The sequence below is a fragment of the Vibrio sp. V10_P2A27P122 genome (assembly GCF_963874335.1).
In the GTDB taxonomy this organism is placed as follows: domain Bacteria; phylum Pseudomonadota; class Gammaproteobacteria; order Enterobacterales; family Vibrionaceae; genus Vibrio; species Vibrio anguillarum.
Window position 1 is genome coordinate 1 of the sequence record NZ_CAWNHY010000003.1, and the last position, 13572, is coordinate 13572.

At 46.1% G+C, this 13572-nt stretch carries 13 protein-coding genes; 4 read left to right on the forward strand and 9 right to left on the reverse strand.

The genetic code is table 11. The features are described 5' to 3' along the window. Positions 1-68: 68 nt before the first annotated feature. The 9 genes from mioC to AACQ17_RS00170 all read right to left on the reverse strand — a co-directional run bounded on the left by mioC (position 69) and on the right by AACQ17_RS00170 (position 6818). Positions 69-503, reverse strand: coding sequence for an FMN-binding protein MioC (mioC, locus tag AACQ17_RS00130; protein ID WP_094147622.1), 435 nt, complete (start codon positions 501-503; stop codon positions 69-71). Positions 504-546: 43 nt separating this feature from the next. After that, positions 547-1908 (reverse strand): tRNA uridine-5-carboxymethylaminomethyl(34) synthesis GTPase MnmE, encoded by a 1362-nt coding sequence (gene mnmE, locus AACQ17_RS00135; RefSeq protein WP_094147623.1) that lies wholly within the window; start codon positions 1906-1908, stop codon positions 547-549. A gap of 112 nt (positions 1909-2020) precedes the next feature. Then, positions 2021-3643, reverse strand: coding sequence for a membrane protein insertase YidC (yidC, locus tag AACQ17_RS00140; protein ID WP_017046370.1), 1623 nt, complete (start codon positions 3641-3643; stop codon positions 2021-2023). 2 nt (positions 3644-3645) lie between these two features. Beyond that, a complete protein-coding gene (yidD, locus tag AACQ17_RS00145) occupies positions 3646-3906 on the reverse strand; it encodes a membrane protein insertion efficiency factor YidD (protein WP_081265547.1) in 261 nt (86 codons plus the stop codon). Next, the gene (gene rnpA / locus AACQ17_RS00150) at positions 3873-4229 is read right to left on the reverse strand and encodes a ribonuclease P protein component (RefSeq protein ID WP_026027667.1); all 357 of its coding nucleotides are present in this window, start codon (positions 4227-4229) and stop codon (positions 3873-3875) included. Before rnpA ends, yidD begins: the two co-directional genes overlap by 34 nt. 12 nt (positions 4230-4241) lie before the next feature. Then, positions 4242-4379 carry a 50S ribosomal protein L34 gene (gene rpmH, locus AACQ17_RS00155; RefSeq protein WP_010319951.1) on the reverse strand — a complete coding sequence of 46 codons (138 nt, stop codon included), beginning with the start codon at positions 4377-4379 and terminating at the stop codon, positions 4242-4244. A gap of 196 nt (positions 4380-4575) precedes the next feature. Further along, the gene (locus AACQ17_RS00160) at positions 4576-5325 is read right to left on the reverse strand and encodes an amino acid ABC transporter ATP-binding protein (protein WP_013855580.1); all 750 of its coding nucleotides are present in this window, start codon (positions 5323-5325) and stop codon (positions 4576-4578) included. Beyond that, positions 5322-5993, reverse strand: a complete 672-nt coding sequence (locus AACQ17_RS00165; RefSeq protein WP_010319949.1) for an amino acid ABC transporter permease — start codon at positions 5991-5993, stop codon at positions 5322-5324. Before AACQ17_RS00165 ends, AACQ17_RS00160 begins: the two co-directional genes overlap by 4 nt. Before the next feature lie 75 nt (positions 5994-6068). Further along, entirely contained in the window at positions 6069-6818 is a 750-nt protein-coding gene (locus tag AACQ17_RS00170) for an amino acid ABC transporter substrate-binding protein (protein WP_026027668.1), read from the reverse strand. Between the two features lie 309 nt (positions 6819-7127). On the opposite strand from AACQ17_RS00170, the gene dnaA reads away from it, so the two are divergent. The 4 genes from dnaA to gyrB all read left to right on the forward strand — a co-directional run bounded on the left by dnaA (position 7128) and on the right by gyrB (position 13231). Then, on the forward strand, positions 7128-8531 hold the full coding sequence (dnaA, locus tag AACQ17_RS00175; RefSeq protein ID WP_010319947.1) for a chromosomal replication initiator protein DnaA: 1404 nt from the start codon (positions 7128-7130) through the stop codon (positions 8529-8531). A 73-nt stretch (positions 8532-8604) separates the two neighbouring features. Then, entirely contained in the window at positions 8605-9705 is a 1101-nt protein-coding gene (gene dnaN, locus AACQ17_RS00180) for a DNA polymerase III subunit beta (protein WP_094147613.1), read from the forward strand. Positions 9706-9714: 9 nt separating this feature from the next. Then, positions 9715-10794, forward strand: coding sequence for a DNA replication/repair protein RecF (gene recF / locus AACQ17_RS00185; protein ID WP_013855575.1), 1080 nt, complete (start codon positions 9715-9717; stop codon positions 10792-10794). 19 nt (positions 10795-10813) lie between these two features. Further along, positions 10814-13231 (forward strand): DNA topoisomerase (ATP-hydrolyzing) subunit B, encoded by a 2418-nt coding sequence (gene gyrB / locus AACQ17_RS00190; RefSeq protein ID WP_094147612.1) that lies wholly within the window; start codon positions 10814-10816, stop codon positions 13229-13231. Positions 13232-13572 lie beyond the last annotated feature (341 nt).

Here is a 13572-nt window from a genome sequence, read left to right on the forward strand (position 1 = left end):
GTTATACACAGAGCTTAAGGGTACAAAAAAAGCGGCTCACAGGCCGCTTGGTGACTTTATGCTATTCGCTAGAATTGTTCGATGTGCTGTTTGAGCCATACTTCAGCGGCATCTTCAGGAACGGAATATTCTAATATATCTATGGTGAAACAGTCGCTAATTGGCGTTGCACCTATATCCTCAAGCAGTTGATATGCATGCTTACCTGCTGCGCAAAACGTGTCATAGCTTGAATCGCCAAGTGCTACCACGGCATATTTTAACTCGCTCGTGTTCGGTGGTGTTGATTGCAAAGAAGCGATAAAAGGTTGGATATTGTCTGGGTAGTCACCCGCTCCATGCGTGGCGGTGACAATGAGCCAAGTCCCTTGTGAGGGTATATCACTTAAGTTGGGTTGGTTGTGGATAGTCGTAGTATAACCTTGCTCTTGCAGTAGATCGTTGAGATGATCGGCGACATATTCAGCACCTCCTAAGGTGCTGCCAGTGATGATATGGATCATGAGATATTCCTATAATTAAGAGTGATCAAGCTTCTCACTGCGATCATTTGCCGATACAGAACGACGAAAAGATGCGCCCTAACAAGTCATCGGAGCTAAATTCGCCCGTTATCTCGTTTAGATGTTGCTGCGATAAACGCAGTTCTTCCGCTAAGATTTCACCGGCCATGTAGCCTTCGAGCTGCTGCTGACCAATCATGAGGTGCTGTGCGGCGCGCTCTAGCGCGTCCAAATGGCGTCGTCTGGCCATAAAACCGCCTTCATTGCCCCCAGCAAAGCCCATGCACTCTTTGAGATGAGTACGCAGAGTATCAACGCCCTCTCCAGTTTTTGCCGACAGGCGGATTAAGGTTGGAGAATTAACATGACAGATACCGAGTGATTCTTTGGTTTGATCGACTTTGTTGCGGATCACCGTCATGCCGATGTTTTCAGGCAATCGATCGACAAAATCTGGCCAGATTTCTTTCGGATCGGTGGCATCTGTGGTGGTGCCATCAACCATAAAGAGCACACGATCTGCTTTTGCTATTTCATCCCAAGCACGCTCAATACCTATTCTTTCGACTTCGTCATTGGCATCACGTAGGCCAGCGGTATCGATGATATGCAGTGGCATGCCATCGATGTGGATGTGCTCTCTCAGTACGTCACGCGTGGTTCCTGCGATGTCGGTGACGATTGCTGAGTCTTTGCCTGATAAGGCATTAAGTAAACTTGATTTGCCCGCGTTAGGACGCCCTGCTATCACCACTTTCATCCCTTCGCGTAAAATGGCCCCTTGATTGGCCTCTTTGCGCACGGCGTCTAAGTTGTCGATGATATTTTGCAGATCTGCGGCAACTTTACCATCGGCAAGAAAATCGATCTCCTCTTCAGGAAAATCAATCGCTGCTTCAACGTAAATTCGCAGGTGGATTAGGGAATCGACCAAGGTGTGAATGCGTTTGGAAAATTGACCTTGCAATGAATGCAGAGCGGATTTGGCCGCTTCTTCAGAGCTGGCATCAATCAAATCGGCAATCGCTTCCGCTTGGGTTAAATCCATTTTGTCGTTTAAAAACGCACGCTCAGAAAATTCACCCGGGCGCGCTGCGCGCAAGCCACTGATAGCCAAAATGCGTTTGATCAGCATATCCATGACGACCGGGCCACCGTGTCCTTGTAGTTCGAGGACATCTTCGCCGGTAAAGGAGTGAGGGTTAGGAAAATAGATCGCGATGCCTTGGTCAAGTTCGGTGCCATTTTGATGCTTAAAAGGCAAGTATTCCGCATAACGAGGTTTCAGTGTTTTCCCGGTTACTTCAAGCGCGACTTGAGCTGCTTTCGGGCCTGAGACGCGAATAATCCCCACGCCACCTCGGCCTGGAGCGGTTGCTTGAGCAACAATGGTGTCTGTAGACATAAGGGTACCTAACATAGGGGTGTATGAGCGCAATTGTAATCAGCCAAAAACAAAAAGGCGACCAAAAGGTCGCCTTTGTTTCACTTGTCAGTGTGACTTCTTGCTGAAGTGGCTACTTAGAGTGTAAGCCTTTTTTCTCCAGCGCTTTGTAAATCAAGGTTTGCTGGATCAAGGTAACGATGTTCGATACCAACCAGTAAATCACTAAACCTGATGGGAAGAACAAGAAGAAGAACGTAAACATAACCGGCATAAAGGTCATGATCTTCTGTTGCATCGGATCAGTGACTGTCGTCGGGCTCATTTTCTGGATCATAAACATACTCACACCCATCAGCAGTGGCAAGATGTAGTATGGGTCTTGTGCTGAAAGGTCATGAATCCAACCAAAGAAAGGTGAATGACGCAGTTCAACCGATTCCATTAATGACCAGTAAAGCGCAATGAAGATAGGCATTTGCAGGAAGATAGGTAAACAACCACCGAGTGGGTTTACTTTCTCTTTCTTATACAGCTCCATCATTTCTTGGCTCATGCGTTGGCGGTCATCACCGATGCGCTCACGCATTGCTTGCAGCTTCGGTTGCAGCATGCGCATTTTTGCCATAGAGGTGTATTGTGCTTTGGTCAGTGGGTACATAGCACCGCGAACAATGAAGGTTAAGCAGATGATTGCTACACCCCAGTTGCTAACGAAGCTTTGAATGAATGAAAGCAACATGTGTAGTGGTTTTGCAATAAACCATAACCAGCCGTAGTCGACAACTAGATCAAGATTTGGCGCAACTGCAGCCATCTCATCTTGTAGTTTTGGACCGACCCAAAGTGTGGCTAAGAATGTCGCTTTTTCACCGTTGGCGATGGTTTTATTTGGCATGCGAACACCAATATCACCTAAGTTGCCAATCACGCGAGTGTATAAGTTTGACCCTGCTGCATCACGTGGGATCCACGCGCTGGCAAAGTAGTGTTGGATCATCGCCGCCCAACCTTCACCGTTAACTAAAGGCAGTGACAAGTTACGATCTTGCATATCATCGAAACTGTATTTCTTATAACGTGTATCTTGTGTTGAGTAAGCACCGCCACGGTAAGTTGGCATAGCCAAGCTGCCACCAGCGTCCAATAAATTTTGGCGTAGGTGTGCATACATACCCAGTGTCGCGTTATTACCAGATTGGTTGACTACATCAAATTCAACATCCAAGGCGTAGCTGCCACGTTTAAGGATGAAGGTTTTGGTGTATTCAAGGCCATTGGCTTGATAAGTCATGGGAATGCGCAGTTCGTCTTGACCATCCGCTAGAGCAAAGGTGTCGGCGCTAACAGTATAGTTTGGACGATTGTTGCTGCTTAAATCGATCCCTTGCGGTCCCACTAAACCACTTTGCGCGATAAACTGGTGACCAGGAATGTCTTTAAGTAGCACAAATGGGTCTTCTGAATTGAGTTCAGCATCGTACTTATTCAGCTCGGCCTTCACTACATCACCACCTACCGTGTCAATTGACAGAGTCAGTACATCAGTCTTGACGGTGATGGTTTTTGCAGACGCATTGGTTACTGCTGGTGCTGGGTCTAACTCATCAGCCATAGATGGTGCAGTTAAAGTGCTGCTATTTTGTGCCTGCTCAACCGCTTGAGGTGCTGGGTTCTTTGCTACTTGCCATTGCTGGAAAAGTAAAAAAGAAACGAGTGCCAAGGCGATTAACAGGATATTACGTTGAGAATCCATCGTTAATTATCTCTGTCTTGTTTTTGGACTGGTGGCGGAACGGGGTCAAAACCCCCTTCGTTCAAAGGGTGGCATTTTAATAGACGTTTGCCTGATAACCAACACCCTTTTACAAAACCGTGAGCTTTCAACGCTTCTATCGCATAGTTTGAACAGGTTGGAGTAAAACGACAGCGTGGTCCAAGCAGAGGACTGATGATTCCTTGGTAAAAACGGACGAATCCGATTGCTAACCACGCGAAGGGCGAGACAGGCGATGCCATAATTTTTCAAATAGTTTGAACATTTCTTCATTGCTTAAATCTTGCGCGCTCTTTTTCGCAATCACAACAAAATCTTTGTTAGGAAGTTGATGCTGTTTATTACGGAAGCTTTCGCGAGCGAGGCGTTTGAAGCGATTACGGCCAACAGCAGTTTTGATCTGTTTTTTGGGGACGGCCAACCCTAACCTTGGGTGGGTAAGAGCATTTTCGCGAGCAATGATAGTGAAATGGGGGGAGCCTGCGCTGTGCGCTTGCTGGAAGACTTTTTTATAATGTTCGGGAGTTAACAAACGTAACTCCCGATTGAACGCGTACGTATTCAAAATAATCGCGAATTATTTTGACAGGCGCGCGCGGCCTTTAGCACGACGTGCATTAATAACCTTACGGCCATTCTTAGTTGCCATGCGTGCACGGAAACCGTGAGTACGCTTGCGCTTTAGAACGGTAGGTTGAAAAGTGCGTTTAGACATGTGTAATTACCTTACTGATCAGTAGTTTTTAGGTTCAAATAAACCCGGCGTGGGCATATTTTCGCTTCTTTAATAGAAAGAAAGGAATCCGACGCCTCTCAACAAAGAGGCGGAATTGTAATCACTGTCACAATAAGTGTCAACGATTGGGTTCACTAAAATTCCGGTCGGGGGATTATACGCAGTCTCCTTTAAATCACAAGGATCCTTCGTCGATCCCCACCTGATTTAAAAATTTCTTGAGCTTAGGATCCTGTGGATTACCAAAGATATCCTGTGGAGAGCCTTGCTCTACAATTTGCCCATCGGCCATGAAGATCACGCGATCGGCTACCTCCTTTGCAAACTGCATCTCATGGGTAACCACCAGCATTGTTTGATGATGAGTGGCTAATTTCTTCATTAAAGCAAGCACTTCGCCAACCCATTCAGGATCGAGTGCTGACGTAGGTTCATCAAATAGCAGCAATTCTGGTTGTAGCGCCATCGCACGACCGATCCCAACACGCTGCTGCTGGCCACCTGAAAGCGCTGCGGGATAACTCTCTCCTTTATCCCCAAGACCGATATCATCCAAAATCTGCTGTGCGCGGGTCAGGGCGAGATCTTTTTTCCAACCGTGCACCGTAATGAGCCCTTCGGCGACATTTTGCCTCGCCGTCATATGAGCAAACAGCGCGTAGTTTTGAAAAACAAAGCCTGTTTTTCTGCGCAGTGCTAATACATCTGCTTTGGTCTGTTGCTGGGTGTCGACGGTGACATCATCAATAGTAATGGAGCCTTGGTCTGCGCGTTCTAGGAAGTTGACGCAGCGCAGTAAGGTCGATTTACCTGTACCGCTTGAGCCAATAATGACGATGATTTCACCTTTTTCTATTGCTAAGCTGATTCCTTTGAGCACTTCAGTATCGCCAAAGCGCTTATGAATATTATCGAGTTTAATCATCGTACATACGCCTTATTGAGTCTCTCTTCAGCCCAAATTTGTACCCGAGTCAGTACCACCACTACGGCCCAGTAAATTAATGCAACGGCGAGGAAAGCTTCAAAGAAGCGAAAGCTTGACGAAGCTTCCATCTGCGCTCTGGCCATGATCTCAGCGACTCCTAATGTAAAAGCTAATGAGGTCGATTTGATCATATCAATGAAGTAATTCATTAATGATGGCAACGCGATACGAGTGGCTTGCGGCAAAATAATGCGGCGCATTGCTTGGCTTGTGGTCATACCCACAGACAAACTCGCTTCCATTTGGCTGCGATCAATACCCAAAATGGCGGCGCGAATACTTTCTGCCATATAAGCGGCGAAGTGAAGAGTTAGCCCGATCACCGCGGCGCTAAATGCATTTAAACCGACCATCCACGGTAACACTTGCGGCAGACCATAGTAGAGTAGAAATAGTTGTACCAGCAGGGGAGTACCGCGGAAAAAGCTGATGTACAGCTGGCTTAGCGGATCCAAAATGGGCACTTTGAACACACGAATATTGGCTAAAATGACCGACAGGATCAAAGCAAACACTAAGCCCCAAGTCGCCATCTCCATGGTGGTGCCTAAATACCTGAGCAGTATTGGCATCAGCTCAAGCATATAGTGAAAATCAAATCCCATCGGCTTACCTTTTTAAAACAAAAAAGGTGGAATGTGTGGTTCCACCTCAATCCCATCTTTTGATAATAGGGGAATTTACTTATTGGTGATATCGGCAGCAAACCATTTTTCAGAAATCGCACTCAGTGTGCCATCAGCGCGCATCGAAGCTAACGCTTGATTCACTTCAGCTTGCAGTTTTTGGCCTTGCTCGTTATTAACAAACGGCCAAGCGTTTTCAATGGTTTCAAAAGGGTGACCAGCCAATTGCAACGGTAAGCCCGTTGTTTTAATCAATTCCAGAGCCGAAAGGCGATCCATCACAAACGCATCAGCACGGCCAAGAGCAACGTCATGTTCAATGCCAGTATCGTAAGTTTTGATGATGATTTTATTGTCTTTGTCAAAGCTGCGCAGTAGCTGCTCGAAGTTTGAGCCTAAATTGACCGCGACCGTTTTGCCGGCAAGATCGTCAATCCCTTTAATGCTGTCATTACCTTTGCGAACGGTAATTTGTGCACCGTCGATGACATACGGGTCAGCAAATAAGTATTTCGCTTTACGTGCTTCTGTGACGGTGATTTGGTTTGAAATGGTATCAATTCGGCCAGTTTCAAGCAGGCCAAAGAGACCGGAGAAATTAGCCGTAACATATTTTACATCGTAATCATTGCGTTTACCTATCTCATCCCAAACATCCACTTCAAAGCCTTGCAGCTTGTCTTGTTTGACAAAAGTGAATGGAAAATAGCGCCCTGACATGCCGACTTTTATTTCCGTTGCCGCGTGTACGCTTGCAGCGGATAGTGCAATTGCAGTAATGGCGACTTTAACCCAGTTTTTCATCTTGAAACTCCTTATATTTATAGAGAGGGATGTTACTGGTAAAGCACTCAATAGAATAAATAACCAGTAGTTATTAACCATAACCGAACATAGTGACACAATTGGGGATAAGTATAGAGGATCCTTGTATATGTGGATCATCGTGTGGGTAAAGTGGTGCTAATTGTGAAGATCGACAAAAATCAAGCGCAAATTGTGTGAATAACTTCGATCTTATTCACTGGATCACGGATCAATCGCTGGCGATCTTGGTTATCAACAGGTAAAATCGCCAGTCTTTTCGATCATTTACTTAGGGTGAGGGCAACCGTGTCATCTTCGCTTTGGTTGCAATGTTTGCAACAGCTTCAAGAAGAGTTACCAGCAGCGGAATTCAGCATGTGGGTACGTCCGTTACAAGCGGAGCTCAATGACAATACTCTCACTTTATTCGCCCCAAACCGATTTGTGCTTGATTGGGTGCGCGATAAATACATCAACAGCATCAACCGACTACTGCAAGAGCATTGTGGCCACGATACCCCGAACCTGCGTTTTGAAGTGGGTAGTCGCCGGGTCAGCGCGCCTAAAGCTGCTCCCGTTCGTACTCAAGCGGATGTCGCGGCTGAATCTTCAGCTCCTGCACAGTTACAAGCGCGTAAACCAGTACATCGTACGTGGGAAAACGACACGGTTGTGGCAGACATTAATCACAGATCAAACGTTAACCCTAAACATAAGTTCAATAACTTCGTTGAAGGTAAATCGAACCAACTTGGTTTGGCTGCAGCGCGTCAAGTTTCCGATAACCCTGGCGCGGCCTATAACCCACTCTTCTTATACGGTGGTACAGGGCTAGGTAAAACACACTTATTGCACGCAGTTGGTAATGCGATTGTTGATAACAACCCGAATGCGAAAGTGATTTACATGCACTCAGAGCGTTTCGTGCAAGATATGGTGAAAGCGCTGCAAAATAATGCGATTGAAGAGTTCAAACGCTATTACCGCAGTGTCGATGCACTCTTGATCGATGATATTCAATTCTTTGCCAATAAAGAGCGTTCGCAAGAAGAGTTCTTTCATACCTTTAACGCATTGCTTGAAGGTAACCAACAAATCATTTTGACTTCCGACCGCTATCCGAAAGAGATCAATGGGGTGGAAGATCGCCTGAAATCTCGTTTTGGTTGGGGTTTGACGGTTGCGATTGAGCCACCAGAGCTTGAAACGCGTGTCGCGATTTTAATGAAGAAGGCAGAAGATCACCAAATTCATCTTGCCGATGAAGTTGCCTTTTTTATTGCCAAACGCTTACGTTCCAACGTGCGTGAATTGGAAGGCGCACTAAACCGTGTTATCGCCAACGCTAACTTTACTGGCCGTCCGATCACCATCGATTTTGTGCGTGAAGCGCTGCGTGACTTATTAGCTTTGCAAGAAAAATTGGTCACCATTGATAACATTCAAAAGACCGTGGCGGAATACTACAAAATTAAAGTGGCGGATTTGCTTTCTAAACGTCGCTCTCGCTCGGTTGCTCGTCCACGCCAGTTGGCGATGGCACTAGCTAAAGAGCTGACTAACCACAGCTTGCCTGAAATTGGTGATGCATTTGGTGGCCGAGATCATACGACAGTGCTGCACGCTTGCCGTAAAATCCAGCAGCTACGTGAAGAGAGCCACGACATCAAAGAAGACTATTCGAATTTAATTCGTACCCTGTCTTCTTGATGCACAACCTTCTTATATCAGCTATTTTAACCCTCACATTTGGGGTTGCCCGATAACATCGTAAGAGCTAACTATGAAATTTACTATTGAACGTAGCCACTTCATTAAGCCACTTCAGCAAGTATCTGGAACATTAGGCGGACGTGCGACTTTGCCAATTCTTGGTAATTTGTTGCTCAAAGTGGAAGAGAACGTGCTGTCGATGACGGCGACCGATCTCGAAGTCGAACTGATTAGCCGCGTGACTCTTGAAGGTGAGTGCGAAGCAGGAAGCATCACTGTCCCTGCGCGTAAATTTTTAGATATTTGTCGCGGCTTGCCCGATAGCGCCGTGATCACTGTGGTATTGGAAGGCGATCGCATTCAGATGCGTTCTGGCCGTAGCCGTTTCTCTCTGGCAACCTTACCTGCCAGTGACTTTCCTAATATTGAAGATTGGCAAAGTGAAGTGGAAGTGTCGCTCACTCAGGCAGAACTGCGCAGTTTAATTGAGAAAACCCAGTTTTCGATGGCTAACCAAGATGTGCGTTATTACCTGAACGGTATGCTATTTGAAATCGACGGTTCAACCTTGCGCTCTGTGGCAACCGATGGACACCGTATGGCGGTTTCGCAAACAGCACTCAGCGCGGATTTTGCCAATAAACAGATCATCGTGCCGCGTAAAGGGGTACAGGAACTGGTCAAGTTACTTGATGCGCCAGAACAGCTGGTTGTGCTGCAAATTGGTAGCTCAAATTTGCGCGCCCAAGTGAATAATTTCATCTTCACTTCTAAGCTGGTTGATGGCCGCTTCCCTGATTATCGCCGCGTTATGCCGCAGCAAACGACCAAAACCTTAGAAACGGGCTGTGATGAGTTACGTCAGGCATTTTCTCGTGCCGCGATTCTCTCAAATGAAAAGTTTCGCGGGGTACGGGTTAATCTTGCGGATAATGAAATGCGCATTACCGCCAACAACCCAGAGCAAGAAGAAGCGGAAGAGTTGTTGGATGTCACCTTTGAAGGCGACGCCATCGAAATCGGTTTTAACGTCAGCTATGTACTCGATGTACTGAATACATTACGTTGTGAACAGGTTCGTGTATCGATGTCTGACGCCAACGCCAGCGCGCTGATTGAAAATCGCGATGACGACAGCGCGATGTATGTCGTCATGCCGATCCGACTTTAAGTTTGCGCAATGCCGCTGACTCGTTTAATCGTCCAACAATTTCGTAATATTAAAGCCTGTGATATCCCATTATCATCAGGCTTTAACTTTCTTATTGGCCCTAATGGCAGCGGCAAAACCAGTGTACTGGAAGCGATTTACCTGCTGGGTCATGGTCGCTCGTTCAAAAGCGCCTTAACCGGACGCGTCATACAAAATGAGTGTCAGGAGCTGTTTGTGCATGGGCGTTTTTTGACCTCGGATCAATTTGAGCTACCGATTGGCATTAATAAGCAGCGTGACGGTTCAACAGAGGTTAAAATAGGCGGTCAATCTGGGCAAAAACTGGCGCAACTGGCACAAGTTTTACCTTTGCAATTGATTCATCCGGAAGGGTTTGATCTGCTCACCGATGGACCAAAACAACGACGTGCATTTATTGATTGGGGGGTATTTCATAGTGAACCTGCCTTTTATGATGCATGGGGGCGTTTTAAGCGCCTCAATAAGCAGCGCAATGCGTTGTTAAAAACGGCAACCCATTATCGTGAACTCAGTTACTGGGATCAGGAGATGGCGCGCTTGGCTGAACAAATCGATGCATGGCGCACACATTATGTGACGCAAATGAAGTGTGTTGCCGAGGCGTTGTGTCGCAGTTTTTTGCCAGAATTTGATGTGCAAATGAAGTATTATCGTGGTTGGGAAAAAGAGACGCCCTATCAACAAATCCTCGAGAAAAACTTCGAACGCGATCAATCGCTAGGCTACACATTCAGTGGCCCGAACAAAGCGGATTTAAAAATAAAGGTCAATGGAACACCGGTTGAAGATGTTCTATCACGCGGTCAGCTTAAATTAATGGTGTGTGCACTGCGCGTCGCACAAGGACAACACTTAACCGAGCTGACAGGTAAGCAATGCATCTATTTAATTGATGACTTTGCTTCCGAATTAGATAGCCATCGTCGTAAGCGTTTAGCGGATTGCTTAAAATCGACGGGGGCACAAGTTTTTGTAAGTTCTATTACGCAAGGCCAAGTTGCAGACATGATTGAGTCAAACAGCAAGATGTTTCATGTGGAACATGGCACAATAGAGCACGGATAAAATAGTGAGAGAGTAACTCATGTCGAATAATTACGATTCATCGAGTATTAAGGTACTGAAGGGTCTGGACGCGGTTCGTAAACGTCCAGGAATGTACATCGGCGACACGGATGATGGCACCGGTCTGCACCACATGGTTTTTGAGGTGGTGGATAACTCAATTGATGAAGCGTTGGCAGGTCACTGTAAAGACATCGTAGTGACTATTCACGAAGACAATTCAGTTTCAGTTAGCGATGATGGCCGTGGTATTCCTACCGACCTTCACGAAGAAGAACAAGTTTCTGCCGCGGAAGTTATTATGACGGTTCTGCATGCGGGCGGTAAATTTGATGACAACTCATACAAGGTTTCGGGTGGTCTGCACGGCGTCGGTGTGTCCGTTGTCAACGCGCTGTCTGAAAAAGTGCTACTGACTATCTACCGTAACGGCGCTATTCACACACAAACTTATTGTCACGGTGTGCCGCAAGCGCCGTTGGCTGTGGTGGGTGAAACCGATAAAACCGGGACAACCCTGCGTTTTTGGCCAAGTGCTGAAACCTTTACCAACATTGAATTCCATTACGATATTTTAGCTAAGCGTCTGCGTGAGCTCTCTTTCCTAAACTCTGGTGTATCCATCAAATTGCTTGATGAACGCGAAGAAGATAAAAAAGACCATTTCAGATATGAAGGTGGTATTAAAGCGTTCGTTGGCCATTTAAACCGCAATAAAACGCCGATCCATGAAAAAGTATTCCATTTCAGCTCTGAGCGTGACGATGGGATTACCGTGGAAGTGGCGATGCAGTGGAACGATGGTTTCCAAGAAAACATTTACTGCTTTACCAACAATATTCCTCAACGTGATGGTGGTGCCCACTTAGCGGGTTTCCGTGGGGCGTTAACTCGTACCCTAAACACCTTCATGGATAAGGAAGGCTTCTCGAAAAAAGCGCAAGCGGCGACCTCGGGTGATGATGCTCGTGAAGGCTTAACCGCGGTGGTTTCAGTGAAAGTGCCGGATCCTAAGTTCTCTAGCCAAACTAAAGATAAATTGGTTTCATCCGAGGTGAAATCTGCGGTTGAGTCAGCAATGGGTGAGAAATTGGCGGAGTTTTTGGCTGAAAACCCAAGTGAAGCCAAAATGGTCTGTTCAAAAATCATTGATGCGGCTCGTGCTCGTGAAGCGGCGCGTAAAGCGCGTGAAATGACACGTCGTAAAGGTGCGTTAGATCTTGCCGGTTTGCCGGGTAAACTCGCCGATTGCCAAGAAAAAGATCCTGCACTATCTGAACTGTACATAGTGGAAGGGGACTCTGCTGGCGGTTCTGCCAAGCAGGGACGTAACCGTAAAAACCAAGCGATTTTGCCGCTGAAAGGTAAAATTCTTAACGTTGAAAAAGCTCGTTTCGACAAAATGCTTTCTTCGCAAGAAGTCGCAACGCTTATCACCGCATTAGGCTGTGGCATTGGCCGTGATGAATATAACCCAGACAAACTGCGTTATCACAACATCATCATCATGACCGATGCGGATGTCGACGGTTCGCACATCCGTACGCTACTGTTGACCTTCTTCTATCGTCAAATGCCTGAGCTTATTGAGCGTGGCTACATCTACATTGCTCAACCGCCTTTGTATAAAGTGAAAAAAGGCAAGCAAGAGCAGTACATCAAAGATGAAGATGCGATGAACCAATACCAAGTTGCTTTGGCATTGGATGGTGCCTCACTGCATGTTAACCCTCAAGCGCCAGCATTAGCAGGCGAAGCGTTAGAAACCTTGGTTAAGCAATACAATGTCGCCATTAAGCTGGTGGAGCGCATGAGCCGCCGCTACCCTTACGCCTTGATCCATGAATTCATCTATATGCCGCGTATCATTGTTGATCAATGCGCTGATTCTGCAGTAGTAGAAGCGTGGGGCAAACAGCTGGTGGAGCAGTTAAATGCGAAAGAAGTTGGCGCAAGCCAATACAGCATTGAAACTGAGCACAATGCGGACCTTGGTATTTATCAGCCTAAGATTGTAGTGCGCACTCATGGTGTAACGCACCAACATCTATTAAGTGCTGATTTGCTCAATTCGAAAGAGTACAGCAAGCTGGCGGACCTTTCTGAAGCACTTTATGGCTTAGTTGAAGAAGGGGCTTACATTCAACGTGGTGAGCGTATTCAACCTGTCGATAACTTTGTTGATGCGTTGAACTGGTTAATTAAAGAGTCTCGCCGTGGCCTAAGCCTGCAACGCTACAAAGGTCTAGGTGAAATGAACCCAGATCAGTTGTGGGAAACGACGATGGATCCTGAATCTCGCCGTATGCTGCAAGTCACGATTGAAGATGCTGTTGGTGCTGATGAACTGTTTACCACCTTAATGGGTGATCAAGTTGAGCCGCGTCGCGCATTCATCGAAGAGAACGCCTTAAAAGTTGCCAACCTCGATGTCTAAGTCGTTGCTATAAAGCAAATCCCAAAAAACACCGTTTCGCAAGAGCGGTGTTTTTTTATGGTCAATACAAAGTCACCCAACGTGGGAGCAACCATTTTTAGCATCAACACTTTCTACTTATCTTAGGTTGTCTTCAAGGATAAAAGGTCATAAACGTTTTTTTATTGGGATTTTCTCTCAATAAAAAAAAGTATCTACTATTTTATTTTATTCCATGTTTTTAGAGGTTTTTATGAGCTTGAATTATATTTTTTGGCCGATATAGTATTCATTAATTACTTTTTAGGAGATGTGGGTTTGTTATTTATCTTACAGTAATAAATCCGAAGGTCTAACTTTCG